The sequence below is a fragment of the Erysipelothrix sp. strain 2 (EsS2-6-Brazil) genome (genome assembly GCF_016617625.1).
Classification (GTDB): domain Bacteria; phylum Bacillota_I; class Bacilli_A; order Erysipelotrichales; family Erysipelotrichaceae; genus Erysipelothrix; species Erysipelothrix piscisicarius.
Window position 1 is genome coordinate 1 of the sequence record NZ_SBAR01000006.1, and the last position, 24,925, is coordinate 24,925.

A 24,925-nucleotide genomic window follows, 5' to 3' on the forward strand; every position below is an offset into this window, starting at 1 on the left:
CATTTATTATTTAATCCACCTTTGGGTCTTCCCATCATTAATACCTCCGTTTTATCTTTGATTTAATTATTACACAAAAAAAGTAGACAAGTCTTTTTTACTTGTCTACTTTTAGTTTACTACTCCACATTAGCGAGGACCTTTTTCTTGTGTATAGATTTTTTGCGCATATTCACTTGGGGCAAAGCCAAAGTGTTGTTTAAACTTTCGCGAGAAATAATGAATCGAACTGAATCCAAGTTTTAAAGCAACATCCGTAATCGGATACTTGCCTTCAAGGATTAAATGTTTCGCACGTTCAAGTTTTTGTTCATTGATATACTGTTTTGGTGGCATATCAAAGTACTTATTAAAAAGTAATTGTAAAGCAGAACGGGATATCGCAAATTGATTGCAGATGTCTTCAACGGATAAAGGTCGATGAATGTTTGCTTGAATATATGTATAAATTTCATCCATCATTTCATTTTCAAAATTAACTTGAATGGGGTTGGATGTGTTGTGGCTACTTGTTGGTTCATCGTATTGAAATAGAAGAATCATAATTTCTTGAAGATATGAAACCATCAGATCTTTCGCAAAAGGACTTTGTTCTTGTTCAAGAATGGTGGATTGGCGAATAAAATGATTCATTAACGTATACAGTTCATTACCACAACCCATAACACGATTTTGAATGTGTGCAATGGATTTGGGGAGCATATTCATATCGAACATGATGGTTAGGTATGAACATGCATTTTCTCCCAATACCGATTGAGTATGGAATTGACCTGGAAAGTATAAAATCATTTCTTGGTTTTCTAATGTAAAGGATTTACCTTCAATTTCTGTTGTTAAAACGCCTGCATCCACATACGTAAGTTCCCAATATTTATGGGCCTCACCTTCAAAGTGATAATTTTTCCCCTTTACATTGTAGTAATAGGAATAGATTTCACTGACACTAAATTGTGGTTTGATGGAAACATATTCAATTTCCGCTTCCAAACTGGTTTCAATCATGGTTGGTTGACCTTCAGTTTGATAGGATATTTCAACCATTGCACTTTGGGTAATTGGCATCAAAGCATAACGAATGTGAGGGTGAATTACTGCCGTTCGATGAATAACAAACCGTTCGCGGTTTCCTTCCGGATCCTCAACCAAAATAACCGCAATACCTTCCACAACACGAATGTTTGTTGCCTCTGAGACTGCTGTAAGCGCATTGGGTTTTTTATTTGCTAGAATTTTTGAAATGACCGGATAGGTGCTGGGTTTATCGGTTGCATGACCGTATTTTAAAAACTGCGGTCCTGTAGTTTTTTGATACATTGCTTACCTCCTATAAGACGAAAAAGCACACATGTGCTTTTTCGATATATTATTTTTTGTTTTTACGTTTTCCGTAAAGGATAAAGCATCCCCCAACTACAACGAGAACCCCGACAAATGGTAGGACATTTTGAGGTGTAACACCGGTTGATGGCAATACCTTAACATCTTTTTCGCCTAAGGCAAAGAGCGAGAAGGATGCTGTATCAAAGGCAATACGTGTTCCATCTGCAACCCATGCAAGCGATTCAAATCCGTCTTTAGTTTCATGATACACCTGTAGGGTGGCACGATCGAGAGATTTTTTCGGTTCAATTGAAACATTAACTGGATTTTTTGGTTGTACAGAACTGCCATCACTTCGAAGCGTAATGTCATAGCCGACTGTATTCTTTAATCCGTCAACGACGAGGTTATTGTTGACCGATACACTTAAGGTTGTGTTTTCAGGTAGATCACCTTCCGTATAGGTAATCACCACATTGGACGCATCATCCACAAGTGTTAATGTTTTCGGTGTTTCAGGTTTAACTTCTGGTTTAGGTTCTTCAGGTGTTGTTACCGTCACGGCTTCAAGCTGAAGATCTTGCGATACACCGTTTTTATTTTCAGTGTTCACGGTAATGTATGTTTTGCCATTTTCAATTACGGCACTACCATTACCTGATACCACATCATAAGTTCCATCTAAAGTAAATGAAACGTTGGTTTGTTGATGCGTTGGATCTTGAACTGCAAAGGTTAAGCCTTTACGCATCACAATCATTTTACTGCTTGTGCTTAGATCTTCCACCGTATGATTTGCTTCATCAAAGAATGCGTATCCTGTCATACCAAGATCTTTTTGACGTACCGCATGAACGCCATCCTCTTGTGCAAGGATTTCAATTGGATTTGCTTTCGCATACGCTTCCGTTTCGTCTGCAGTTGCATTGGGTAAAATCGCATAAGCATATTGACTTGTTTCGTTACCATCATGATCATACGTTACGGTTGCGAATTGTTGAGTTACTTCTTTATCCGCAGCACCCACAGTTTTATTACGCACGTAAGAATATTTTTGGGTATTAGTTGATGTGCTTACAGTTACATCTTGGTTTCCAAAGAATACATAGCCGGTGTCTTTATTGACGCCCTCGGTACCCATTGCAAGCCATTTTAATCCTTTTTGAACACCGTTTTCTAACGTTTGGATTCCATCCTTTGTTTCACCTTTGAGGCGAATCACATCGTCAGCACCAAACATACGATTTTCAACGGTTGTTGTTAAGTCGCGTTGCTTTTCATCATGAATGTTTGAACCTAAAGCGACAATTTCATCATCAAACATAAACCATGATTTATTTGCTTCCGCATTTTTATAGACTTTAAAGTCTTCTGGGAGCAATCCTGCTTGCGCATCAGCATACGCTTCATCATCACCCAATTGCATTGCGGACGCACCATAGATTCCCATTTTCACATCACCTGAGTAATCATTTGTACCCAATGGGAAGTAGACATATTTATTTTGCGTAATGGATCCTGCTTCAAACCCTTCAGCACGGTCATAGAAATCTTTTCCGTAAAGTTCTGGAATGGTCTGACGCACTTCATTCACCGTGGTAATTCCTGGTAATTTATGGTGATCAACGGTTGCATAGAAATTAATCCCGTGCATGCTTGTTTGATCGTTTCCACTTTGGTAGAGGTAGTATGCACCATCTCCTTGGAACCATGAACGTAGGTTTTCACCACTCATGTATTCATATTTTGAAATGCGATTTGAGCTTCTTGAAAGGGCAAAGGCAAAACCTTCACGCGTATGAATTGCTTTATCCATTAAGTTAAATGCATAGTGATCGTTTATTTCTAATGGATTCAGCGCTTGAATGTCTTGATTCTTAACAATTGCTTCATAAGCTGCAATATTTTGAATTGATACAAATGTTGCAGGATTGATGGTTGCACGAATGTTTTCAATTAAGTATTTAATATAGCTTTGAAGTTTCAGTTGTTCCGCTTGAGGGAGGCTTTGGGATAATTGCACAAATGCTTCAATAACACTTGATGCATCACCATAACCTGAACCGGTACGTGATACAGCACGGCCCTTTACGATTTCCATCATATAGCCTTCATACATCACTGGTGCAAATCCACGATAGATCCACTCTTGCACGGTATCCAATAAGGTATCATTTTGCCATTTTGTACCATCTAGTACTGTTACAAGTTGTGCAATACGACCGAGTAATACTTTTCCATATGAACCCGTATAGGCAACGGTTGAGTGTTGTACAAATGATCCATCTTCATAGAAACCATCGGTAACACCATGTTGAAGGTTACTTGGATCGATGGTGCTGAATACGGTCATCGAATTTTCAACGGCTTTACTAATTCGTGCTTCGTCCTTAAGTACAGCACCTTGAAGAATGCGGTTGAATGTGATGTCTGTAAGGTTTGCACCCGTATGTTGACGTGCATCAAGGTTTACATCGCCAATGGTAGGGTCACCCGGTTTCGCATCACCACGGATATAGGAATCCATCGCAATAACTGATTCTTGAATAAATCCTGGAAGCGCTGCTTCAATTTCATCACTAAGTAAAAACATGATGTTTGAAAGGCTCTGTGGTACACCAATTTCCCAACTGTACCAGTTGCCATAATAACCCGTATCCATTTTATTAAAGTAGTTATCTCCCAACCACTTAATACCATCTAAAACAGCCGTTAACGCTTCAGGGGATTGGTAAAGAGCGTTTTTAGAACCTGGCATCGAGTAAGCCAAGGCAATTGCATTAAGTTGTTGATAGGATTTTTGTAAGTTTGTGGACAAGTCATGGTCGGTTTTGCCACCACCACGCAAGACTAAACCTGAAATGTATTCATCATCATGACCCACGATAGATTCCATTGCTTTTTTACCGTTTGTGTAGATTGATGTAATTTTCTTTTCATTGACTGCATCGTTATTAATTGTTTCATTCCCAAGTAAGTATTCACGATAATTACGGTTAATTTTATCAATATCGTTATGATCTGCTGTAACGCTGCGCACACCAACCATCGATAATGACACAACAAGCGTCATTAAAAATGTGAACACTTTTTTCATATGTTTCTTCATTTTCGTCTCCATTCAAATTTAAAGATTAGTCCTAAACCGGTTTACAAACGAATTATATGTTAACGGTTACATTGTGTCAACACCTTTTTCAAATTTAGGTGAACCGGTTTTGTGAAAATCTCATATTTTTTGACGAACATGATAATCGTTAAGAACTTTATGATAAGATAGTAAGTGTAAAAGGGTGGTGTTTTCTGAATTCAATTTCGTTGACACCCTATCAAGACGGGCGTATAATGAACACTGTTCAGTAATGAGGTGATTAGATGAAAAAAGCAGTAATAAGTAAGGAATCGCTCCTTGAAGTTGCGAAAGATATTGTCTTTAAAGATGGCTTGGATCAATTAAACATGCGGAACTTGGCCCAAAAAGCAGAAGTCTCCATTGGATCTGTTTATAATTACTTCCCATCAAAAAATAAGTTGATTTTAGATGTCATCGAAGATTTTTGGAAACAAGTTTTTTATGATGATATCTGTAATGTTGATACAAATATCAGTTTTGTTAATTTTATTGAACAAATCTATGAGCGGATACGCCATCATATGGATGAGTTCAATTCCTTATTTATGAGTCATGTGGAGATTATGAATCAAGAAGCAAAAATGAAGGGACATCATGTCGGCATGCAATATGTTGATCATATTCGTGCGGGTCTTTTGGTTGTTTTGAAACAAGATCCAACAATCAAACCCACAGCATTTACAGATTCGTTTACTCAAGATGGTTTGTTAGATTTTGTATTTCTTCATATCTTTATCTCATTACGTAAAGGAAGTCCAAACATTGACTTTCTTGCGGAAGTTTTAAAACGACTCTTATATGAGTAGAAAGAGGTTTCTATGAAAAAGATGATTAATACGTCCTTTGCATATCTAATTGCAGGACTTGTTGGTGGAGTATTCTACCGTGAATTTACGAAGTTTCAAGGTTTTACGGGATTTACACGATTAAGTCTCATTCATCCGCATTTACTGGTATTGGGTATGATTTTATCGCTCATTGTTGCTTTGTTCTTTATTAAATTTGATCTTGATAAAAATCCAAAGTGGAATCGCTTCTACATTACCTATAACTTAGGTGTTGTAAGTACAACCCTAATGCTTTCCGTTCGTGGCATCACCGAGGTTCTAAATCTTTCCTTATCTTCGGGAATGTCGGCAGCAATCTCAGGTCTAGCAGGGTTAAGTCATATTATCTTGACCGTCGGACTTATGTATTTCTTCACAATATTACGACATGAAGCCAAATAAAAACACCAATACTTGGAACGGAACTGACCTAGTTCCAAGTATTGGTGTTTTTCCTAAATTCAAATCTCAACCGCACCACCCAAGGTGCGGTTGTTTTTGTATAATAAAAGGAGCCCACCCGACTAAAAGGAGCTCCCATATGAAGTATAAACAATTAGATAAAAAAATGAAAGACCAAATTGATATTCTATTAAGCATCGGCTACTCTATGCGCAAGGCAGCACGTAAACTCAATATATCTCATTCTACGATTTCTAGATATAAAAATAATGTCTATAAGAAACGAACGATTGATATTCGAGAAAAATATTCCCACCTAATCGAATATCTGCATTCTCACTATGATCCTAAAGTTCATTCGGTAGAAGTATGCTTGAGTAACTATAAACGATATCATCCATATAAACCGTGTGTTTCATCGCAGCAAGTCTATAACTGGATTAATCAAGGTAAACTTGATATAAAACCAAATAGAATGTGCTATAAACGTCGAAAACGTAAAAAGAGAATTAGTGGAATGATGAATCACTTTAGATGGAACTTGGAAGAGAAAACAGTACTTCCAATTAGCCTTAGACCTAAATACATTGAGAAACGTAACGAGATTGGCCATCTCGAAATCGACTCTATAATCGGTAAGAAACATGAATCTGCAGCGATTATATCCATTGTAGACCGCTGCTCAAGAATGACCTGGCTTATTAAAGCAGAATATCGATATGACTATTACACATCAAACTTAATTCGAAAATTTATTGAAGAGAATAATATAACCACGAAATCGATAACAGTAGATAATGGACTTGAATTTAAAACATTAGGAATTACAGCCAAGCGGTTGGGTGTGAAACTATATAAGTGTGATCCATACTGTTCTTTTCAACGTGGAACCAATGAACGAGCGAATGCAATCGTGAGAAGGTTTATACCAAAAGGAAAATCAATGTATGATATAGCGCAACAATATCTTGATGATATTTGCTTCAAAATTAACTCAATGCCGCGAAAAATATTTGACTTCAAAACGGCCTATGAGATAGACTTTAATAAAAGTAAAAGTGGTGCGGTTGAGATTTGATAAAAGAAAACAGACGAAAGTCTGTTTTTTTATTTTTAAAAGGGAAATCAATGATTTTGAATTAATTAGAAGTGGGTGATTTATGAAAGGTATTGTTTTAGCGTATGGCTATACTGTTGTGATGATGATGCTCTTGGCCCTGATGGTTTCCTATTCTGTCTTTAAGCGTGAATACCAACAAAAACGATTCCAATATCGCAATGCTTTAGAAACGTTAATGACAGAAATGCAACCCACTGATCATCTCGAGTCGAAGTTTTTAAATCTTATGAAAGATCAACAGGGGGAGGTTCTTGATATTACATACCATTTTTATCCAAAATTAATCCAAGTCATGTATAAAACAAAAATAGGAGGCTGGGAAGTTACCTTTGGAGAATTAATGATTGAGGAGGGATTTTAGTATAAAAAAACGAGTCTTTTTGGCGGTGCTATCTATTATTATGCTGGGGAGTTTGGTTGAAATTATGACGCGAATTCGGTGTCAATTTGAAAAAGTATATCGTCTTAATACGGATTTAGTGCAACGAGAAAAAATTGAAGCGCATCATTTGGAAGAAATATCAATTCCAAAGAAAATTCTTAATGAAACGATGATCCGTACAAAGGAAAATATCGTTGGACGATATGTACGTTTAGGTCATACTCTTTACAAAGGGCAAATTTTGGATCGTCGTGATTTTGAGCATTTTGATGATTCACAAGGTAAGCCGCTATTATTACTTGAACCTGAAGAGGTGCTAATGAGTGCGGAAGCATCAATGGTAAATACGGGTGGTAATCTCTTGAGGGCCGGTGATTACGTGAATCTAAGCGTACGAGTGCGAGAGTTTGATGGATCAGGAAAGATAATTCCATTATTAAAAGGAGTGCGTATTGTGAATGTACGTGATCGTGATGGACATGAGATTGAAGCCGGAAAACAACCCAATGTACTTAGTTTTGCAATCCCGCAAAAATTAGAGAATATTGTTCATAAAGCATTGGAAATGGGTGACTTGTCAGTCGTTATTTGTAGCGGGATTCCTCACGTTATTAATGATCTACAAAAAGAGGTGGTTGAACATTTTAACATCAATCTTTGATTTTGGACCCTTAACCCCCTTTGTGGAAGATGAAAATATTACAGATATTAATTTTAATGGCGTTGATTTATGGATCGATGATCTTGTGAGAGGTAGACTCGTTCATCGTAATTTTTCCAGTCACGAAGTCATGTGGAGGATTTGTTCACGTCTGTCAAACATCGTTAATTTACCCTTTAATCAGCAACACCCTGTCTTAGAAACGGATTTTAATCATTTGCGGATAAGTGTGATTCATCCAAGCATTACCCGATTTTTAAGCGTTTCGATTCGAAAGACAACTTATAAACTACGCTTAAGTGAAGCGTATATTGGGGCTTCCTCATATATGAGCATATCGGCGTTAAAATTTCTGAAATATGCAGTTCGGTCTAAGTGCAATATTTTAGTGAGTGGACTGCCTGGAGCTGGGAAAACAGAACTTATAAAGTTTTTAGCGGGATATATTAGTCGTGATGAACGAATTATTACAATCGAGGATTCTTATGAATTGCATCTTAAGCAAATCTACCCAACGCTCGATACTGTTGAAATTAAGGTTGATGAACGATTTAGCTATTCGCATGCAATTAAAGCGTGTTTGCGACAAAGACCGAATTGGCTATTATTGAGTGAAGTTCGCGGTGCTGAGATTGTTGATTTATTGAGATGTATTTCAACGGGTGCAAGTGTAATGAGTACAGTGCATGCTCGAAGTGCAATGGAAATACCAGATCGTATTCAGCAAATGACACCTGTTACAGAATACATCAATGAACAGAAAATATTTGACGCGATTAATATTGGGATTCATATTGATTTAAAAATATGCGCGAATGGCATTCAACGATTTATTCGTGAAATTGTAGTTTTTACACGAGAAGGTCACTATCGTCTCTATTCTTTTAAAGGAAAACGGCTTCAGGCCAAAATACCAGAGTTGATTAAAGAAAAAGCAGAATTGTATGGTGTCAAATGGTGATACTTATAGGAATCTTACTAATTTATATCTACAAAAATCGTAGTGATTTTAGTCAAGCAATAAAACGCATCACAAAACCACATCTTTATACCGGCATGGATAAAATGTGCACATTGTATCTTATGGGAGCGATTTTATTATTGTTGATTATTTATCTAGGGACGATATTCAAACTAAAAGCCACTCTCATTCTACTCCTAAGTGGATTCGCATTATGTTGTGGTGTGTTTCAACTTCACATTCTTTGCTGTTATCAAAATCAGAAAATTGCCTTTGAGTCACTGTATCTATTTTTAAGTTCGAATGCATCTTTTTTTCGAAACTGGGAGAAAGCCTTGCCATGCTTAGAACACCTTGCAAGCATCGAACCTGAATTTCACTGCTATACCGAAGTTATTCTAGAGGCGATAAATTCGGGAGAATCATTGATACAAGCTTATAAACGCGTCTCTCCACATTACTTAGTTGTGACACTTGCGGTGATCATGGAGATGGCTGAAACATATGGAAATGCGGGTCTTGATCACGCACTTCTTAGTTATGAGGAAGATCTCGATCAATGGAAGGTATACACTGAGAAGTTAAATCAAGAACTTTTGGGAATGCGATTAAAAGTTTTGCTTCTTATAGTAATGAGTGTAGGGATTGCTTATCTTTCAATTGGAATGCTACGTGAGACCGTACCCATTAGTCATTCTTTGTTTTACCAATACACAGTGACTGGATTTCTTATCGTAATTTTAATTGTATTGATGGAAACCATGAAAGGGATGAAGGCATCATGGATTTGTGAGGAAGAATGTATTGATTAGAATGTGTGTGAGTTTCGTTTATATTTTCTTTATTCATGCCGTCAAAGATCCTTTATTTGATGCGCTGTTGCTTCGTAGATATCATCGATTTAAACGGATAACACAAGAAAATCCATCAACGTACATGAAACTTCATAAGAACCTCATGTTTATACTTGTTCCATTTATTTTAGTTGGTGGAAAAGTTCTTTTGAGTGGTATCATAATACTTCTGCTTTTAGAGGGAATGATTTACTTGAACGTCTATCGTCAGTATAAAAAACAACTTGAGCTGTTACTCTATGAGTTTCCAATGTGGTTAAGAGAACTTCAGTGCCTTTTAGCGTACAATACGGTTTATCAAGCAATTAAGTTGAGTTATCCCATTGCCCCAAAATCATTGCGCGGCTCGATTAAAGAACTTGTAAGAGGTATTGAGGTACAGCCATCTTCGATTGGTCCATATCATAATTTCCTAAAAGACTATGATAGTTTAGAGGTGAGAAAGGTTATGAAGGTGCTTCATCGCGTCAGCGTTTCAGGAACCAATGATGCAACCATACGGCTCAATGCCATGATTGTCGAGTCGCATCATTGGTTAATGTTTTCTCGAAATCAAAAAAAAGAAGTAAGAATAACCCATGTGAGTGCGCTGGGATTAATTCCACTAATTTGTGTAGGCTTATTGTTTTTACTTTTAATGGGACTTGTGGTTGTCTCACTTATGGAAGGGGGGTGAGTTGTATAAAAGCATTTTTTGAGGAATATGGTTTAGTCCTTGTGGTAACAGTCATTGCTACGGGGATGATCGTCTTTTCGAATGAATTTAAAGACGTGCTCAAAACCACACTACTTAATCAGTGGCAAACAATGACAACACGTAATTAATGAAACAAGCCCTTGAAGGATACCTACAAATCTTAATACTGATGCTTTCGATGTGTTTTTTTCTTTGTATTGTTGATTTGAATCGAAACCAAAATAACTTGGCGCTGTGTAAGGAACACGTGATTTCGAGAATGAACCATTTTCACAGTATAAAAATCAACACATCGGATTTAGAGATGTGCAAAGGCACCTCAATTCAAGTTGCACAAGAAGGTGAGCGATACCGGATCATTCTGATGAAAAACATTTCTTTGTTCTTCATAGACTTACCGATGAAATTAGAAGATTTCGGGCTTACGTACATGATACAGACATGATTTTCTGTATCATGAATTATAGAATAATATGATGAAATGGTGTATGGTAATTATGAAAAGAGGTAAGGCTATGATCTTAACAATCGATGTTGGTAACTCAAATACTGTTCTAATTGGTTATGTTGATAACGAAAGCGTTTATAAAAAAAGAGTAATCACAGAAAAAAAAGATGTACTTAAATACTATACTTCAGTTTTTGAAACGATTGAAACGAAGGTTGATGCTGTAGTCCTTTCAAGTGTTGTACCAAGTATCACTCAAGCAATTATGGATGTTTTGGTAAAACAGTTTCAATGTGATATTCATTGTGTGTCAATCGAAAACACCAAAAACTTTAGGGTTAAATTAGATAAACCTCATGAAATAGGTGCGGATTTCATTGCGACGGCTGTTGGTGCTTATGCACAATATCAAGCGCCGATGATAATTGCAGATATTGGAAGTGCATCAAAATTAAGTGTGATTGACGCGGATGGTTCCTTTATGGGTGGTGCAATTATTCCAGGTTTACAAACATCACTGGATGCGTTAATACAATATATTCCCCACCTTCCGGAGGTGGCGTTGGACATCCCAGTCCATGTAATTGGAACCAATACAGAGCATTGTATTCAATCGGGGATTACATATGGATTAATAGCTCAAATAAGCGGACTTGCAATGATGATGGAGAAAGAATTGGGCATGGAATGCACCAAAATCATTACGGGCGGGTATGCTCAACTTATCCATAGCCAAATGAAAGAATTTATTTATAATCCTGATTTACTGAATGACGGATTGAGAATTCTGTATCAACGAAGGGATTTGAAATCAACAAGTATCATTAATGACAATGAATAGTGAACATGATATAGTTTGTTTCCGAACTTTCGATAAGTTTATGAATGGAGTAACGTATGGTATTTAAACTAATATTATTTATTTTAATCCTAGTCATAGTATTGATCGTTTATGGAATGATTGAGTACTATTGGCTTAAAACGAAACAGATTAATGTAAAAGACTTTAAAATTAAAAAAGAAATTCCCGAACAATTGCGTGGAAAGCGAATTATCTTCCTGTCTGATTTTCAATTCGATCATCGCGCCCGTAATTTTCTGGACCACGCAGCCCAAAACGTAGTCGATAAAACAAATCAGCTTGAACCAGACTTAGTCATTCTTGGTGGGGATTATATTCATCAAAAACATCGTAGAAACACACGAATTTTTGATTACTTAAAAGAAATTGAAGCACCTAAAATTGGAGTTCTTGGTAATCATGATTATCGTGATCTTGAAACATCGCTTGAAGGTTTGAAATACGCTGACGTTCAGGTGATTAAGAACGAAACAGTTCGATTTCATGGTATGAATATCATCGGTGTGGATGACTATAAACGCGGTAAAATAAAACTTCCTGAGTATGATAACAGTCTGAATCTTCTTGTTACACATAACCCTGATTATGCACCCAAACTCAGTAAGGGTGCTGATATTGACATCGCATTAGCGGGTCATCTCCATGGTGGACAACTAACATTCTTTGGTCTCTATGCTCCAGCTGCGAATCATAGTGAGTATGGACAGCGCTATCGCTACGGAATGGTCCATGATGACCATATGAGTATCTATATAACTTCAGGTGTTGGAGGAACGGTGGATGTCCTTCCGATGCGTCTCTTTGCTCGACCTGAAATTGTTGTCATCGATTTTTAAACAAGACCAATTGCATTCGCAGTTGGTTTTTTTTGTGGAGAATGGACAAAAATCACAAAACTACTTTACCTGTCGTAGTAGATGTGTTATATTTACTACGACAGATGAAGTAGAGGTGGTTTAATGTTAAGTAGTGATGTAATGCGTGGATACAATGATACGATTGTTCTTTATATCTTACACACAAATGATTCCTATGGATATGAAATTGGTCAAAAAATCCAAGAGCTATCCAATCGAAAGTACATAATAAAAGAAACAACGCTCTATTCCACATTTGCGCGTCTCGAGAAAAATGGGTATATCAAATCTTACAGCGGTGGTGACGAAACCAAAGGACGCCAACGAACGTACTATCATATTACAGATTTAGGAAATCAATACTATCTAGAGAAGTGTGTTGAGTGGAATCTCGTAAAAGAAATTATTGATATTTTTACACAAAATCAGGAGGACACCTTATGAATCAAATATTAGATTATATCGAAGTGATGTTTAAATCACTGCCACAAACAGATGAAGTTGTAAAACTAAAAATGAACATAACAGACTCAATGGAATTAAAATTCAATCAGTATATTGAAGAAGGAAAAGGAGAGTCGGAAGCAATTGGTTTGGTAATTGGAGAATTTGGCAGTATTGATGAACTGAAAGAGGCCTTAGATTTAAACATAGCTGATGATGAAGTGAATATTTATCTGGAAGCTACACGAGTTGAAGCATATCTCAACTTTATTAAGCGATTCGCGATGATGATTTCATTAGGGGTTGCGGTCATTATGGTTGGTGTAGGCGCAACAGCGTCTTTCAATAATTTAATAATTTTCTTTTTATCTCTGATTGTGGGCGTAACCCTCTTTGTATACTATGGCATGATCTATGCAACCTATGACGATATTACGAATAAAGGGATTGTGGACTCAGTTCAATATCAACGAATTGATCAAATCCAAAAAGACAATCAACCTACATTTATTCGTTCAATTGTTTTGGGTGTTGCCCTCTGTATCATCGCAGTGTTTTCAGTTGTGTATTTGGAAGAATATTTGTTTGTTAGCGAGTACGCCCCTTTAGTGTTTATGAGTATTACCGCAGTTGCGGTCGTATTATTTATTAATGCGGGTGTTAATAAAACTCATATTGATGCACTGACAACACGTTATGAGTGGGCTAAAAGTAAGGCGCAGTCTTCAAGTTTAAAAGAAACATTAGAACGGGAAGAGCGACTTGAAAACATAACGGGAATTCTAATGGGGTTAGCGTCAATGGTTTACCTTATTCTTGGCTTCACCATGAACTTATGGCATCCCGGTTGGATTATCTTTCCAATAATTGCCTTAGTTGGAGAATTAATTAAAAGCATAAAAAAAGAATAAACAAAAGTTTATTCTTTTTTACTAAGATATTGATCCCAAGCGTGTGAACCTCGTAAAACAAGATCCTTAGTCTCTTCGAAATCTCCGGTATAATAAGGATCTGGAACCTCATGTCCTTTTAAGTCATCAACTTGATCCAAAAACAAATGAATCTTGTGTTCAGTACCTTTGGGTGCGATTTTTAAAAGATTTTGGATATTGCTTTTGTCCATTCCGATGATATAGTCATAATGATAGAAATCTTCAATTGTGATTTGTGAAGAGGTCATACCCTTACAGGAAATTCCCATCGCTTCTAAAATCGATGCAGTTCCGGGGTGGACCGGATTTCCATGCTCCCAAGAACTCGTTGCTGCTGATTTCACGACATACTTATCACCATATAAATCTTTAAAAATTCCTTCTGCCATCGGAGAACGGCAAATATTACCTAGACATACAAATAAAATATGTTTCATAATTCACCTCTACTATATTATAGCAGTTATAATTTTCAATGTTAGTGGACTCAACGCTACGGTAACAAGTCCTGTAAGAATGAGAGATAAAGTCGCCATTGTTCCTTGTAACTCACCCATCTCAATTGCTTTAGAAGTTCCTACTGCATGTGCGGCAGTTCCTAAAGCAAGACCTTGCGCTAAGGGATTATCGATGTGAAAGACCTTATTAAGAATTGGAGCAAGTGCGGCACCAAGGATTCCAGTCACAATCACAATGCATATTGTAAGCGTCTTAAGACCACCTAAACTCAGCGCAACATCTGCGGCGATTGCGGTCGTTACAGATTTTGGAATAACAGTTGCAATCATTTGAGAATCAAGATTTAAAACTAGAGATAAAATCAGAATACACACTGCGTGTACAATGACACCGGTTAGCGTACTTATCAAGACTAATTTTTTATATTTTTTGAGGAGATCAAGATTATTATAAAGGGGAATTGCGAGGGCTACAGTTGCGGGCCCAATTAACGCTGTTAAAAATTGTCCACCTTGGTTATAATTTTCGTAGTCAATACCAAATACCGTGAGCATTACAATAATTGCTAGGGAAGTAATAAGAAGTGGATTTAATAGCGGGGACTTAAACTTTTTTTGGAGTTTTTGAGAACCTAAATAAACACCGAAAGTGAGTACAAGACCAAATAAAGGATTGTTAAAGAGTGAATTCATCATTAATGCACTCCCTTCTTATTTAAAAACTCTGCGACGAGACCTGTAACGATATAGGTAATCAAGGTCGAACAAATTAAGATGATCGTAATATTTATCCATGATTTTTGAATAATATCAAAGTAAGGCATAATTCCAACCGTTGCAGGTACAAAGAGAAATGCCATATTATTTTTAAGCCACGAACCAGATTCCTCAACGTGCTTGACTTTAATAAGTTTAAATTGAAGTGCACCGAATAAAAGAAAAAGCCCAACGATACTTCCTGGAACTGGAAGATGAAGGAGGGTTGTAAGTGTTTCGCCAGCATAAGAAAATGCAAGGATTAAAAATAATTGACTAAGTATGTTCATAAGAAATCTCCTTAATAAAACTGCATACATTTTATCACTTTTCCGAAGTATTGTGTAAAAAAAACATGATGTTATCGCTTTCTGTAGAAATTATTTGTATGGAGAAAGATGTGAGCACAAAAAAAGCATCGAAAACGATGCTTATATTTTTAAATTAAATGGTGTCTCGTGTAGGACTCGAACCTACGACCCACTGATTAAAAGTCAGTTGCTCTACCACCTGAGCTAACGAGACATTATGGTGCCGACTAGAGGACTTGAACCCCCAACCTACTGATTACAAATCAGTTGCTCTACCAATTGAGCTAAGTCGGCAGTTTGAGCAAAAAAAAATGGTGGAGGTTAACGGGCTCGAACCGCTGACCCTCTGCTTGTAAGGCAGATGCTCTCCCAACTGAGCTAAACCTCCGAATTACTTCCTTAATGCTTTACTATATTAACAAACAAACTGAACAATGTAAAGCAAAAAAAGTGAAAAAATGAAATATTATGGTTAAATATTCAAAACGTGATTTATTCTCCACATATTGAGGATTAAAATAACCTTAACCTACAAATACTCACATAAGAACAGAACTAGAATGGTATAATAAAATCATGTAAGGAGATAATCATGAAGGACTATATTATTACACTAGATCAAGGAACAACAAGTTCGCGAGCCATCATTTTCGATAAAGAATACAATATTATTGCGAAAGCACAGACAGAGACCACACAGATCTATCCCAAACAAGGGTGGGTCGAACAAGACCCCATGGAAATTTGGGCGACACAAAGTGGTGTTTTAAATGAAGTTTTAGCGCGTGCGGGTATTGGACCCGAGCATATTGAAACGATTGGAATTACAAATCAACGTGAAACAACGGTTGTGTGGAATAAAAATACGGGGCGCCCCATCTATAATGCGATAGTATGGCAATGTCGTCGTACCGCTCCAATTTGTGAAGACCTCAAAGATTTCGGATTATCAGATTATATTAAAAAACATACGGGTCTAATTGTTGATGCCTATTTTTCAGGAACTAAAGTGAAATGGATTCTTGATCATGTTGAAGGGGCGCGGGAACAAGCAGATCGAGGAGAATTGTTATTTGGAACTGTTGATTCATGGCTGCTTTATAATCTCACGGGAGGCAAAATTCATGCTACAGATTATACAAATGCCTCAAGAACAATGCTCTATAATATAAGGGATTTAGAGTGGGATGACACCATCTTAAGTGCATTGGATATTCCAAGGTCCATGCTGCCCCACGTGTTTGACAGCAGTCATTTATATGGCTATACAAACATTCAAGGGTATCAAATTCCAATTTCCAGTGTTGTAGGGGACCAACAAGCGGCTTTATTTGGACAGACGTGTTTCAATTCGGGAGATGTGAAAAATACATATGGAACGGGTTGCTTCTTACTTATGAACACAAAAGAACGATTTGTAGAGAGTGAGAATGGCTTGCTTACAACCATTGCGATTGGGCTAAATGGGAAGATAGAATATGCCTTAGAAGGGTCGGTGTTTATTGCGGGCGCTGTGATTCAATGGTTGCGTGACGAATTGGGGATTATTGATGATGCCTCTGATGTGGAATACTTCGCCCAAAAAGTCCGTGATTGCGGGGGTGTTTACTTTGTTCCTGCACTCACTGGTTTGGGTGCACCTTATTGGGATATGGATGCAACAGGGACCATATTTGGATTGACCCGAGGTACAAACAAAAATCACATCATTCGAGCGGCGTTAGAATCAATTGCTTTTCAAAGCTATGATATTATGAAGGCGATGGAAGAAGACTCAAACATTAACATCACATCCCTTAAAGTTGACGGCGGTGCATCAAACAATAATTTCTTGATGCAATTTCAAGCTGACCTTTTAAATGTGAATGTACAACGATCCTTTACGTCGGAGTCTACATCCCTTGGTGCTTGTTTCTTAGCGGGCTTACAGACAGGTTTTTTTAAAGATAAAGCGGCATTTATTGATGTGCGCACAAAAAATACTTCGTGGGACTCAAGAATTGATGATGAGAAACGACAACTTAAATTATCAGAGTGGCATCGTGCTATCGGAAAAACATTAACAAAAAAACACACGCAATAAATGCGTGTGTTTATATTTGTTCTTAAAAATCACCCAGGAAATATTTTAAAGGGAAATCTTAAAACTAAAATAATGGTCTTGTTCTCTAAAACCATTCGCTGTAGCGGCAGCAAGGGCGATAGCGTTTTCGGTATCTACGAAGAAGAGTATTTCTTCGATTCCTTGATCTGCGCAATACCTTACAGAACGGTTCAAGAATTCATATGCTGACTCCATGCTTGAATAAAACGAAAATACCTCTGCATAGATATGGTTGTATTTTTTTAATGTGATGGAACCTACCACGGATTGATTACTCATTTCTAGAAAAACAAACCATGGTTTCTTATTTCTAAATATTTTATCTGCAGACCAAAAAATATCGGGGTTTACCTGGTCGTGATGGTGCTTAAATCGCTGTTCGTTCGATTCAAGTAAAGGTTCCATATGCAAAGTAGCGTGCTTCAATTTTGGAATGCGTTCGACATCTAAGGTCATTACAGTACAATCATCGATTAGATTCGCATCGAAATCATCGTAAGCCTCTAAAGCGGTTTGATTTGAGATTGGAAAACCGCAAAGTAATTGATAGCTTGGGAACGCAGCTTTTAAATAATCAATAAATGCCCTTAACACTGCTTGGTAATCATTCGAAGCATAGATACCTGCTACGGTTTGCATAATGCAATCGTCCTCTGCAATTGCGAATGCACCAAATCCAACAATTTCCTGATGATCGTTGAATTTAGCAAGGCAAAGCGATTTCTTAATGATTTTTGAGAGTTCTGATTTTGTCTTATATTTTGGAAATGATTGAGTTAAAGGATTTGATTGATGAGACCATGCATAGTCTATTGCGTCGTCCAAATCCATTGCATCACATATACGTATCATATAAATCTCCTTTCGACTATTATAACTTGGATATGAAGTAAGTTAAAGGTAAAAAAAGCAGAACATGAATTCTGCTTTTGCTTTCGATCACATATCTTGAGCACTTTTATCATAACGAGGGAAAAATATGAAGTCAATCAGTTCTGGAATCTGAGCAATGCTATGAGGATATTGGACTAGAATATATACAAAACGAATAAAAAACAGCAAAAAAAAACCGTACATACGGTTGTTATAAATATAATTGGAGCGGGTGAGGAGAATCGAACTCCCGTAGCCAGCTTGGAAGGCTGGAGTTTTACCATTAAACTACACCCGCAAGGTTTGCTTGCTTAGTTATTCTAACAAATATCATCAAAATTGTAAATATGAGATGAATAAAAAATATGTTTTTTATTAAAAAAATTTAGAAATCTAATGAGACAAATAAAAAAATCGTCATAAACGATTTAGGTTTTATATAATTGGAGCGGGTGAGGAGAATCGAACTCCCGTAGCCAGCTTGGAAGGCTGGAGTTTTACCATTAAACTACACCCGCATTTTGAATGGTGTCTCGTGTAGGACTCGAACCTACGACCCACTGATTAAAAGTCAGTTGCTCTACCACCTGAGCTAACGAGACAAAAGAATGGTGGGGAGAGACGGATTCGAACCGCCGAACCCTAAGGAGATGATTTACAGTCACCCGCGTTTAGCCACTTCGCTATCTCCCCATTCTTATTCAAAATGGTGCCGACTAGAGGACTTGAACCCCCAACCTACTGATTACAAATCAGTTGCTCTACCAATTGAGCTAAGTCGGCAAATATGGTGGAGGTTAACGGGCTCGAACCGCTGACCCTCTGCTTGTAAGGCAGATGCTCTCCCAACTGAGCTAAACCTCCAGGTCTGTTGCGTTTGTTTGTATTCCTTAACGCCTTAATAATATACCATACGCTTCTTGATATAGTCAACACTAAAAGTCGATTTATTTCAAATATTTGAATAAAGTTTTTATTAAATGTGAAAAGGTTCTTTAAAAGGTACAATAAGCCCTTTTTAAAGCATTATTATGCATATTTATAGTGTATTTCTTATCTTAATCTGAGTCCACAAAAATAAAAGAACACTCCGAAGAGTGTCCGATATTATTTAATTAATGTTTGAGCTGCAGTAATAATTGCAAGTTTATAAACATCTTCTTCAACACATCCACGTGATAAGTCAGATACTGGTTTGTTTAGACCTTGAAGAATTGGTCCAATTGCTTCATATCCACCAAGACGTTGTGCAATCTTATATCCAATATTTCCGGATTGAAGATCTGGGAAGATAAATACACGGGCATTACCTGCTACACTTGATTCAGGAGCTTTTAATTGAGCAACTGTAGGCACAAATGATGCATCAAATTGCAATTCTCCATCAATTTGATATTCAGGCGCAAGCTCTTGAGCGATACGTGTTGCTTCCACAACTTTATCAACTTCTTCACTCTTTGCAGAACCTTTAGTTGAGAAACTTAAGAGTGATACAATTGGGTCGATATCAAAGAGTTCAGCTGTTTTTGCACTTTCAACAGCAATTTCTGCTAATTCTTGTGAACTAGGGTTGATGTTGATGGCACAGTCTGAGAATAAGTATGATTCATGACGTTTGAAAATAATAAATGCACCACTTGTACGACTCACACCAGGTTTTGTCTTAATAATTTGTAATGCTGGACGCACTGTATCACCTGTTGAGTGAATTGCACCACTCACCATAGCATCAGCATCTCCCATATACGTTAACATTGTTCCAAAGTAGTTTACATTTTTAATCCATTCGTAAGCATCTTCTTTAGCTAATTTACCTTTACGACGTTCCACAAGGGCATCAACCATTGCTTCTTTTTTGTCTTCAGGGTAAGTTTCTGGATCGATAATCTCTACTTTATCCATCAAGAAACCTAAATCTTGTGCTGACGATAAAATTACTTCTTTATTACCTAAGATGATTGGATGACAAAGTCCATCAGCTGCTAAACGTACTGCAGCACCGATAATTCGTGCATCAACACCTTCTGGAAAAACAACTTTAATGTCTTTTCCGGAAATCTTTTCTTTTAAACCTTCAAATAAATCCATTTGTAAGTTTACCTCCTATATACATTTACTTATTATACACCAAATGTTCACGAGTAAAAGAAAATGGCTTAAAAAGAAACCAAAAAGAACAATTTATAGAACAAGAAGATATGCTAAAAGCAGATCATCCAAATGACGTAATGATAATCCGGTCAATTCATGAAATTTATCAATACGGTAGTTAAGCGTATTTCTGTGTATAAATAGTGCTTGCGCTGAAGAGGTTACATTACCTTCGTGTTCCCACATGCAAATAATTGTTTCAACCATATCATCTTGTGACAAAATGAGTTGTCGCATGGAGGAACCAATTGAGCTGGAACGTATATGTGGCGTTACATATGCTTGAAGGTAAGTATTTGAAAAGTTATTAATACGTGCCGGGTAGCCTGACTTATGAAATAACAACGTTTCTTCTTTAAATAAAGCAATCAAGTCATCATTCATCATTCGATCGGAACCTATATATAAGGATGTGTTTGTAGAGAAATCATCATCCAAGGCAGCGATAAACCCTTTAAGCGATTCTAAGTCATAAAGTCGTGAATCTAAAACCACAAGACCTGAATGATTATTAATATAGAAAGCATCTAATGGGTTTTCAAAGAAGTGCTTAAACGTTTTCAACCACAAGTCATGATTTTGATTGAGATACTTCACATGAAAATGGATAAAATGATAAGACTTGGTAGATGCAAGCGTCAAGGCCTCACCGTTGATAAGATGCTGATACCACATTGATTTTTGATCTTTTTCTTTAAACATTAAGGATAATAAGTCTTTCTCTGTTTTGTTGAGAACAGAAACATTAATCATCAAATATTGATATCCGTCATAAAGCACAAACTCTGATTCGGAAGCATTATTAATTTGGCTTACCCGAGCACTGGGATAGAGTTTTTGTAGGTCGTTAAATGTCATATGGTCTCCTTGCACAATTTCTTTGTTCAACAATACTATATCATATTTGTAACCGCTTTATTATAATGTATTTAAGAAAGTAAAAGGGGATAATTACATGGCAAATATTAGCTTAAAGAGTATTTATAAACGATATGACAAAAATGATCACGATACCGTTGTTGATTTTAATCTCGAAATTCAAGATCAAGAATTTATTGTGTTTGTTGGGCCATCTGGATGTGGTAAATCAACGACATTAAGAATGATTGCAGGTTTAGAAGATATTACTTCTGGTGAATTATGGATTGGAGATCGTCTGGTAAATGATGTCGAACCTAAAGATCGTGATATTGCGATGGTTTTCCAAAACTACGCTTTATATCCGCATATGACAGTGTATGACAATATGGCTTTTGGTCTTAAGATTCGTAAGACACCAAAAGATGAAATCGATAAGGCGGTTAAAAATGCAGCTGAGATTTTAGGCTTGGATACTTATTTAGATCGTAAACCAGCAGCGCTATCAGGTGGTGAACGCCAACGTGTTGCACTTGGACGTGCGATTGTTCGTGATGCAGAAGTATTCTTAATGGATGAGCCATTAAGTAACCTTGATGCGAAATTACGTGTAGCAATGCGTGCGGAAATTACGAAATTACACCAACGTCTTAAAACAACAACAATCTATGTTACTCATGACCAAACCGAAGCGATGACAATGGCAGACCGAATTGTTATTATGAAAAAGGGAATTGTACAACAAATCGGAACGCCAAAAGAAGTTTACAATTCACCAAATAATGTATTCGTAGCTGGATTCATCGGATCACCGGCCATGAACTTCTTTAAAGGACGCGTTGAAAATGGACACTTCATCGCAAGTGAAAATCTAAATGTACCAATTCCAGAAGGAAAATACAAAGTCCTTCAAGATAATGGTTATGAAGGAAAAGATGTTATTTTTGGAATCCGCCCAGAAGATATTCATGATGAACCACTGGTTCTTGACTCACAACCGGAATCAATTGTTAAGGCATTGATTTCTGTATCAGAGTTATTAGGAGCTGAAACAATGGTTCATGCTTCAATCGACGGACAAGACTTTATTTCTCGTCTTGGGGTTAATGAAGCGTATAGCTCAGGTCAAGAAGTTGAACTCTCAATGAACTTAAGTAAAGGTCATTTCTTCGACATTGATTCAGAAAATATTATTAAGTAGGTTTTATTCAAGGAGACTCAGTCTCCTTTTTCCCATATATATAAGGAGAAACTATGAAAGAATATAAGAATATGATTTATATAGCATTAGGTTTGATTCTTTCCGCAATTACTTATGGATTAAGTTTTGTTCTACCGTTTCAATTTTATTCCATGTTAGAGTTCTTAGCGTCTTTAGTTTTATTGGGGATAGTCTTGGTTGGACTTGGAAATGTGATTCTAGGTCGTAAAGAGAAAAAACATCCTAAAAGTAATCATAAGAAACAACGTTCGGAGCTGATAAGCGTTTCTACAGATATGTTTTTTATTGTCTTACCGATGTTGATACTTATTGTATATCACTATGTGGTGCGATGATTATGCTGTTATTTGGCTTGTTAATCGTGAACGAAAATCACATTTAGAAGGTAATGTTTAAAAGTTTAAGAATTATATAAAAAAATGTGTTTTACCCCTTGCATTGCCTACGTGTTATGCTATAATAAACAAGCAAACACGGAAAGATATTGGGCCATAGCCAAGCGGTAAGGCATCACACTTTGACTGTGACATTCCCTGGTTCGATCCCAGGTGGCCCAGCCAATATGATAATCAAACAAACAATTTCATTGTTTGTTTTTTTTTGTCTCATGGGTGAAGGATATTGTATTTTTCCGCAATAGTTAGTAAATACAGCTTCTTCTCAAGCGCATTGTATGGATTCAAGGTCTTCATAATAGCCTTTATTAAAAATTTTACATACGATGCCTCCTTGCAGGAAGGGTTGTAAGGATCAATCGCGTGTCATTAAAATCAAGAAGATTGAAGGGTAAGGCCAAAGATTTCATTAAAAAAAGATGAAAGTATTAAAACTAAAATGTTAAGTTTATGAATTAATTGAGAATTACGAAGAATGCGGTCAAACATTAAATGCGTTTGTATGAACACGTTTTCAAATCATAATTAGATTCGATTCGGTAAAGCGTAATCTAGGAATGCGACGCATTTGTAATAATATTTTATGAAAAAAAGCAAAAATATGTCCGTTTATTACAAATTCTGACAGGATTGTGTCATATTAATCTTAATTTTCTTAACAGATGTTAAATTGAGAATACATCTAATAAAGGAGAATTAAGATGAAAAATTTAAGAAAACATATTTTAAGTTTTGTCTTAGTAACGATGTTAATGGTAAACGTCGTGAATATCAGCAGTGGTGTGAAAGCAGACTACAGTCCAGCGGATCTTTTGGGAAATCATAGTTCAAATATTTTATCACCATCATACCAAGTAGGATTTATCCCTGAGGTTACCAATCCATCAGCCTTATCCTATCCAATCGAATACGAACTCTATTTTGAATACAATACGGGTGTTCTTGAATTGATTGATACGGTAATTTGCGAAGATGAAGCTGATGTTATGGAGAAAGTTTATTTTAAATTAGTCGATAATGTTAATCTTGGCGTGGTCAAATCACATATCTTAATGGTTAACAAACAAGCAGGTGTTATAGCGAAGAGTACATTTGACACGGCAAATAGCTTCGTTGCAACATTTTCCGCAGAGGGCGGAACATTTCAAGACGGTACAGACACTTACACGATTACAACTTATTTGGATCAACTTTTAACATATGACCAAGGTTACCAAGAACCAGTTCGGCCAGGATTTACGTTTGAAGGATGGGAACTGGATAACGCGGGAAGTGGTTATATATGGGGTTTGGATAATCAATTAGTGGATTGGCATGAGAACCTATTTGCTGTTTGGTCTGAGGATCCTGTGATTGTGGACTATTCCGTATCATATGATGGAAATGGGGCTTTAAGTGGTGATGTTCCAAATGGAACACGCATTGAGGAGAACACGGTATATACCGTGCTCGATACGCTTCCAAATCTAGCAAACCCAGGCTATACATTTGATGGATGGAATACTGCACAAGATGGAACGGGTCAAGCGGTTCAACCCAATGCGCTATTTACTGTAACTGAAGATACAGTATTCTATGCACAATGGAAAAAAGCAATCGTTCCAGTCGTTGATTATTCAATTACATACAATGCGAACGGTGCTTTAAGTGGTGATGTTCCAAATGGAACACGCGTTGAGGAGAACACAGTATATACCGTGCTCGATACGCTTCCAAATCTAGCCAATCCAGGCTATACATTTGATGGATGGAATACTGCACAAGATGGAACGGGTCAAGCGGTTCAACCCAATGCGCTATTTACTGTAACTGAAGATACAGTATTCTATGCACAATGGAAAAAAGCAATCGTTCCAGTCGTTGATTATTCAATTACATACAATGCGAACGGTGC

At 36.8% G+C, this 24,925-nt stretch carries 25 protein-coding genes and 10 tRNA genes; 18 read left to right on the forward strand and 17 right to left on the reverse strand.

All coding sequences use genetic code 11. From position 1 onward, the window contains the following. Positions 1-129: 129 nt before the first annotated feature. Both EPJ89_RS04860 and EPJ89_RS04865 read right to left on the reverse strand, forming a co-directional pair. Entirely contained in the window at positions 130-1,317 is a 1,188-nt protein-coding gene (locus EPJ89_RS04860; protein ID WP_200549131.1) for a helix-turn-helix domain-containing protein, read from the reverse strand. A 49-nt stretch (positions 1,318-1,366) separates the two neighbouring features. Then, positions 1,367-4,432 (reverse strand): polysaccharide lyase 8 family protein, encoded by a 3,066-nt coding sequence (locus EPJ89_RS04865; protein ID WP_200549133.1) that lies wholly within the window; start codon positions 4,430-4,432, stop codon positions 1,367-1,369. 266 nt (positions 4,433-4,698) lie between these two features. Here EPJ89_RS04865 and EPJ89_RS04870 point away from each other — a divergent pair, with 266 nt between their 5' ends. The 13 genes from EPJ89_RS04870 (at position 4,699) to EPJ89_RS04930 (ending at position 13,882) form a co-directional block, all read left to right on the forward strand. Then, the gene (locus EPJ89_RS04870) at positions 4,699-5,262 is read left to right on the forward strand and encodes a TetR/AcrR family transcriptional regulator (protein WP_161637289.1); all 564 of its coding nucleotides are present in this window, start codon (positions 4,699-4,701) and stop codon (positions 5,260-5,262) included. A 12-nt stretch (positions 5,263-5,274) separates the two neighbouring features. Then, complete coding sequence (locus EPJ89_RS04875) at positions 5,275-5,685, forward strand: DUF2871 domain-containing protein (protein ID WP_125164768.1); 411 nt, start codon at positions 5,275-5,277, stop codon at positions 5,683-5,685. A gap of 139 nt (positions 5,686-5,824) precedes the next feature. Beyond that, on the forward strand, positions 5,825-6,763 hold the full coding sequence (locus tag EPJ89_RS04880; RefSeq protein WP_200549135.1) for an IS30 family transposase: 939 nt from the start codon (positions 5,825-5,827) through the stop codon (positions 6,761-6,763). A gap of 82 nt (positions 6,764-6,845) precedes the next feature. After that, positions 6,846-7,166, forward strand: a complete 321-nt coding sequence (locus tag EPJ89_RS04885; RefSeq protein ID WP_161637133.1) for a hypothetical protein — start codon at positions 6,846-6,848, stop codon at positions 7,164-7,166. 64 nt (positions 7,167-7,230) lie between these two features. Continuing rightward, entirely contained in the window at positions 7,231-7,848 is a 618-nt protein-coding gene (locus EPJ89_RS04890; RefSeq protein WP_237558305.1) for an SAF domain-containing protein, read from the forward strand. Continuing rightward, complete coding sequence (locus EPJ89_RS04895) at positions 7,823-8,809, forward strand: CpaF/VirB11 family protein (protein WP_237558304.1); 987 nt, start codon at positions 7,823-7,825, stop codon at positions 8,807-8,809. The genes EPJ89_RS04890 and EPJ89_RS04895 overlap by 26 nt, the downstream gene beginning before the upstream one ends. Further along, complete coding sequence (locus EPJ89_RS04900) at positions 8,803-9,621, forward strand: beta-carotene 15,15'-monooxygenase (protein ID WP_200549136.1); 819 nt, start codon at positions 8,803-8,805, stop codon at positions 9,619-9,621. The genes EPJ89_RS04895 and EPJ89_RS04900 overlap by 7 nt, the downstream gene beginning before the upstream one ends. 1 nt (position 9,622) lies before the next feature. Continuing rightward, the gene (locus tag EPJ89_RS04905; RefSeq protein ID WP_237558308.1) at positions 9,623-10,339 is read left to right on the forward strand and encodes a hypothetical protein; all 717 of its coding nucleotides are present in this window, start codon (positions 9,623-9,625) and stop codon (positions 10,337-10,339) included. Further along, the gene (locus EPJ89_RS04910) at positions 10,336-10,488 is read left to right on the forward strand and encodes a hypothetical protein (protein WP_003775800.1); all 153 of its coding nucleotides are present in this window, start codon (positions 10,336-10,338) and stop codon (positions 10,486-10,488) included. Before EPJ89_RS04905 ends, EPJ89_RS04910 begins: the two co-directional genes overlap by 4 nt. A 387-nt stretch (positions 10,489-10,875) precedes the next feature. Next, positions 10,876-11,649 (forward strand): type III pantothenate kinase, encoded by a 774-nt coding sequence (locus EPJ89_RS04915; RefSeq protein WP_161637130.1) that lies wholly within the window; start codon positions 10,876-10,878, stop codon positions 11,647-11,649. 56 nt (positions 11,650-11,705) lie between these two features. After that, complete coding sequence (locus EPJ89_RS04920; RefSeq protein ID WP_161637128.1) at positions 11,706-12,506, forward strand: metallophosphoesterase; 801 nt, start codon at positions 11,706-11,708, stop codon at positions 12,504-12,506. A gap of 123 nt (positions 12,507-12,629) precedes the next feature. Beyond that, positions 12,630-12,971, forward strand: a complete 342-nt coding sequence (locus tag EPJ89_RS04925; RefSeq protein ID WP_200549138.1) for a PadR family transcriptional regulator — start codon at positions 12,630-12,632, stop codon at positions 12,969-12,971. Beyond that, positions 12,968-13,882, forward strand: a complete 915-nt coding sequence (locus tag EPJ89_RS04930) for a permease prefix domain 1-containing protein (protein WP_200549139.1) — start codon at positions 12,968-12,970, stop codon at positions 13,880-13,882. Before EPJ89_RS04925 ends, EPJ89_RS04930 begins: the two co-directional genes overlap by 4 nt. Positions 13,883-13,890: 8 nt before the next feature. Here the strand turns inward: EPJ89_RS04930 and EPJ89_RS04935 are convergent, their stop codons facing one another. From EPJ89_RS04935 to EPJ89_RS04960, 6 genes are all read right to left on the reverse strand, one after another. Then, positions 13,891-14,340, reverse strand: coding sequence for a low molecular weight protein-tyrosine-phosphatase (locus tag EPJ89_RS04935; protein WP_200549140.1), 450 nt, complete (start codon positions 14,338-14,340; stop codon positions 13,891-13,893). 12 nt (positions 14,341-14,352) lie between these two features. Beyond that, the gene (locus EPJ89_RS04940) at positions 14,353-15,057 is read right to left on the reverse strand and encodes an LrgB family protein (RefSeq protein ID WP_244660807.1); all 705 of its coding nucleotides are present in this window, start codon (positions 15,055-15,057) and stop codon (positions 14,353-14,355) included. Next, positions 15,057-15,407 (reverse strand): CidA/LrgA family protein, encoded by a 351-nt coding sequence (locus EPJ89_RS04945; RefSeq protein ID WP_161637122.1) that lies wholly within the window; start codon positions 15,405-15,407, stop codon positions 15,057-15,059. The genes EPJ89_RS04940 and EPJ89_RS04945 overlap by 1 nt, the downstream gene beginning before the upstream one ends. 159 nt (positions 15,408-15,566) lie before the next feature. Further along, positions 15,567-15,642 (reverse strand) — tRNA-Lys (locus EPJ89_RS04950). 4 nt (positions 15,643-15,646) lie between these two features. After that, positions 15,647-15,722, reverse strand: a tRNA-Thr gene (locus tag EPJ89_RS04955). 18 nt (positions 15,723-15,740) lie between these two features. Continuing rightward, a tRNA-Val gene (locus EPJ89_RS04960) sits at positions 15,741-15,816 on the reverse strand. Between the two features lie 204 nt (positions 15,817-16,020). Here EPJ89_RS04960 and glpK point away from each other — a divergent pair. Then, entirely contained in the window at positions 16,021-17,511 is a 1,491-nt protein-coding gene (gene glpK / locus EPJ89_RS04965; RefSeq protein WP_200549141.1) for a glycerol kinase GlpK, read from the forward strand. A gap of 45 nt (positions 17,512-17,556) precedes the next feature. Here the strand turns inward: glpK and EPJ89_RS04970 are convergent, their stop codons facing one another. The 9 genes from EPJ89_RS04970 to EPJ89_RS05010 all read right to left on the reverse strand — a co-directional run bounded on the left by EPJ89_RS04970 (position 17,557) and on the right by EPJ89_RS05010 (position 21,414). Then, on the reverse strand, positions 17,557-18,384 hold the full coding sequence (locus EPJ89_RS04970; protein WP_161637119.1) for an acyl-CoA acyltransferase: 828 nt from the start codon (positions 18,382-18,384) through the stop codon (positions 17,557-17,559). 245 nt (positions 18,385-18,629) lie between these two features. Beyond that, a tRNA-Gly gene (locus EPJ89_RS04975) sits at positions 18,630-18,703 on the reverse strand. Positions 18,704-18,849: 146 nt separating this feature from the next. Then, positions 18,850-18,923, reverse strand: a tRNA-Gly gene (locus EPJ89_RS04980). Between the two features lie 8 nt (positions 18,924-18,931). After that, positions 18,932-19,007 (reverse strand) — tRNA-Lys (locus EPJ89_RS04985). A 7-nt stretch (positions 19,008-19,014) separates the two neighbouring features. After that, positions 19,015-19,098 (reverse strand) — tRNA-Tyr (locus tag EPJ89_RS04990). 14 nt (positions 19,099-19,112) lie between these two features. Further along, positions 19,113-19,188: transfer RNA gene (locus EPJ89_RS04995), tRNA-Thr, on the reverse strand. Positions 19,189-19,193: 5 nt separating this feature from the next. Continuing rightward, positions 19,194-19,269: transfer RNA gene (locus EPJ89_RS05000), tRNA-Val, on the reverse strand. A 243-nt stretch (positions 19,270-19,512) separates the two neighbouring features. After that, positions 19,513-20,493, reverse strand: coding sequence for a phosphate acetyltransferase (gene pta, locus EPJ89_RS05005; protein ID WP_125164847.1), 981 nt, complete (start codon positions 20,491-20,493; stop codon positions 19,513-19,515). 93 nt (positions 20,494-20,586) lie between these two features. After that, complete coding sequence (locus tag EPJ89_RS05010) at positions 20,587-21,414, reverse strand: helix-turn-helix domain-containing protein (protein ID WP_161637118.1); 828 nt, start codon at positions 21,412-21,414, stop codon at positions 20,587-20,589. A gap of 97 nt (positions 21,415-21,511) precedes the next feature. Between EPJ89_RS05010 and EPJ89_RS05015 the strand changes: the two genes are divergently transcribed. The 4 genes from EPJ89_RS05015 to EPJ89_RS05030 form a co-directional block, all read left to right on the forward strand. Further along, on the forward strand, positions 21,512-22,615 hold the full coding sequence (locus tag EPJ89_RS05015; protein ID WP_161637116.1) for an ABC transporter ATP-binding protein: 1,104 nt from the start codon (positions 21,512-21,514) through the stop codon (positions 22,613-22,615). Positions 22,616-22,668: 53 nt separating this feature from the next. Next, positions 22,669-22,971 carry a hypothetical protein gene (locus tag EPJ89_RS05020; RefSeq protein ID WP_125164844.1) on the forward strand — a complete coding sequence of 101 codons (303 nt, stop codon included), beginning with the start codon at positions 22,669-22,671 and terminating at the stop codon, positions 22,969-22,971. A gap of 150 nt (positions 22,972-23,121) precedes the next feature. After that, positions 23,122-23,196 (forward strand) — tRNA-Gln (locus EPJ89_RS05025). A 536-nt stretch (positions 23,197-23,732) separates the two neighbouring features. Continuing rightward, the coding region (locus tag EPJ89_RS05030; protein WP_200549142.1) for an InlB B-repeat-containing protein at positions 23,733-24,925 on the forward strand (1,193 nt) is incomplete at its 3' end.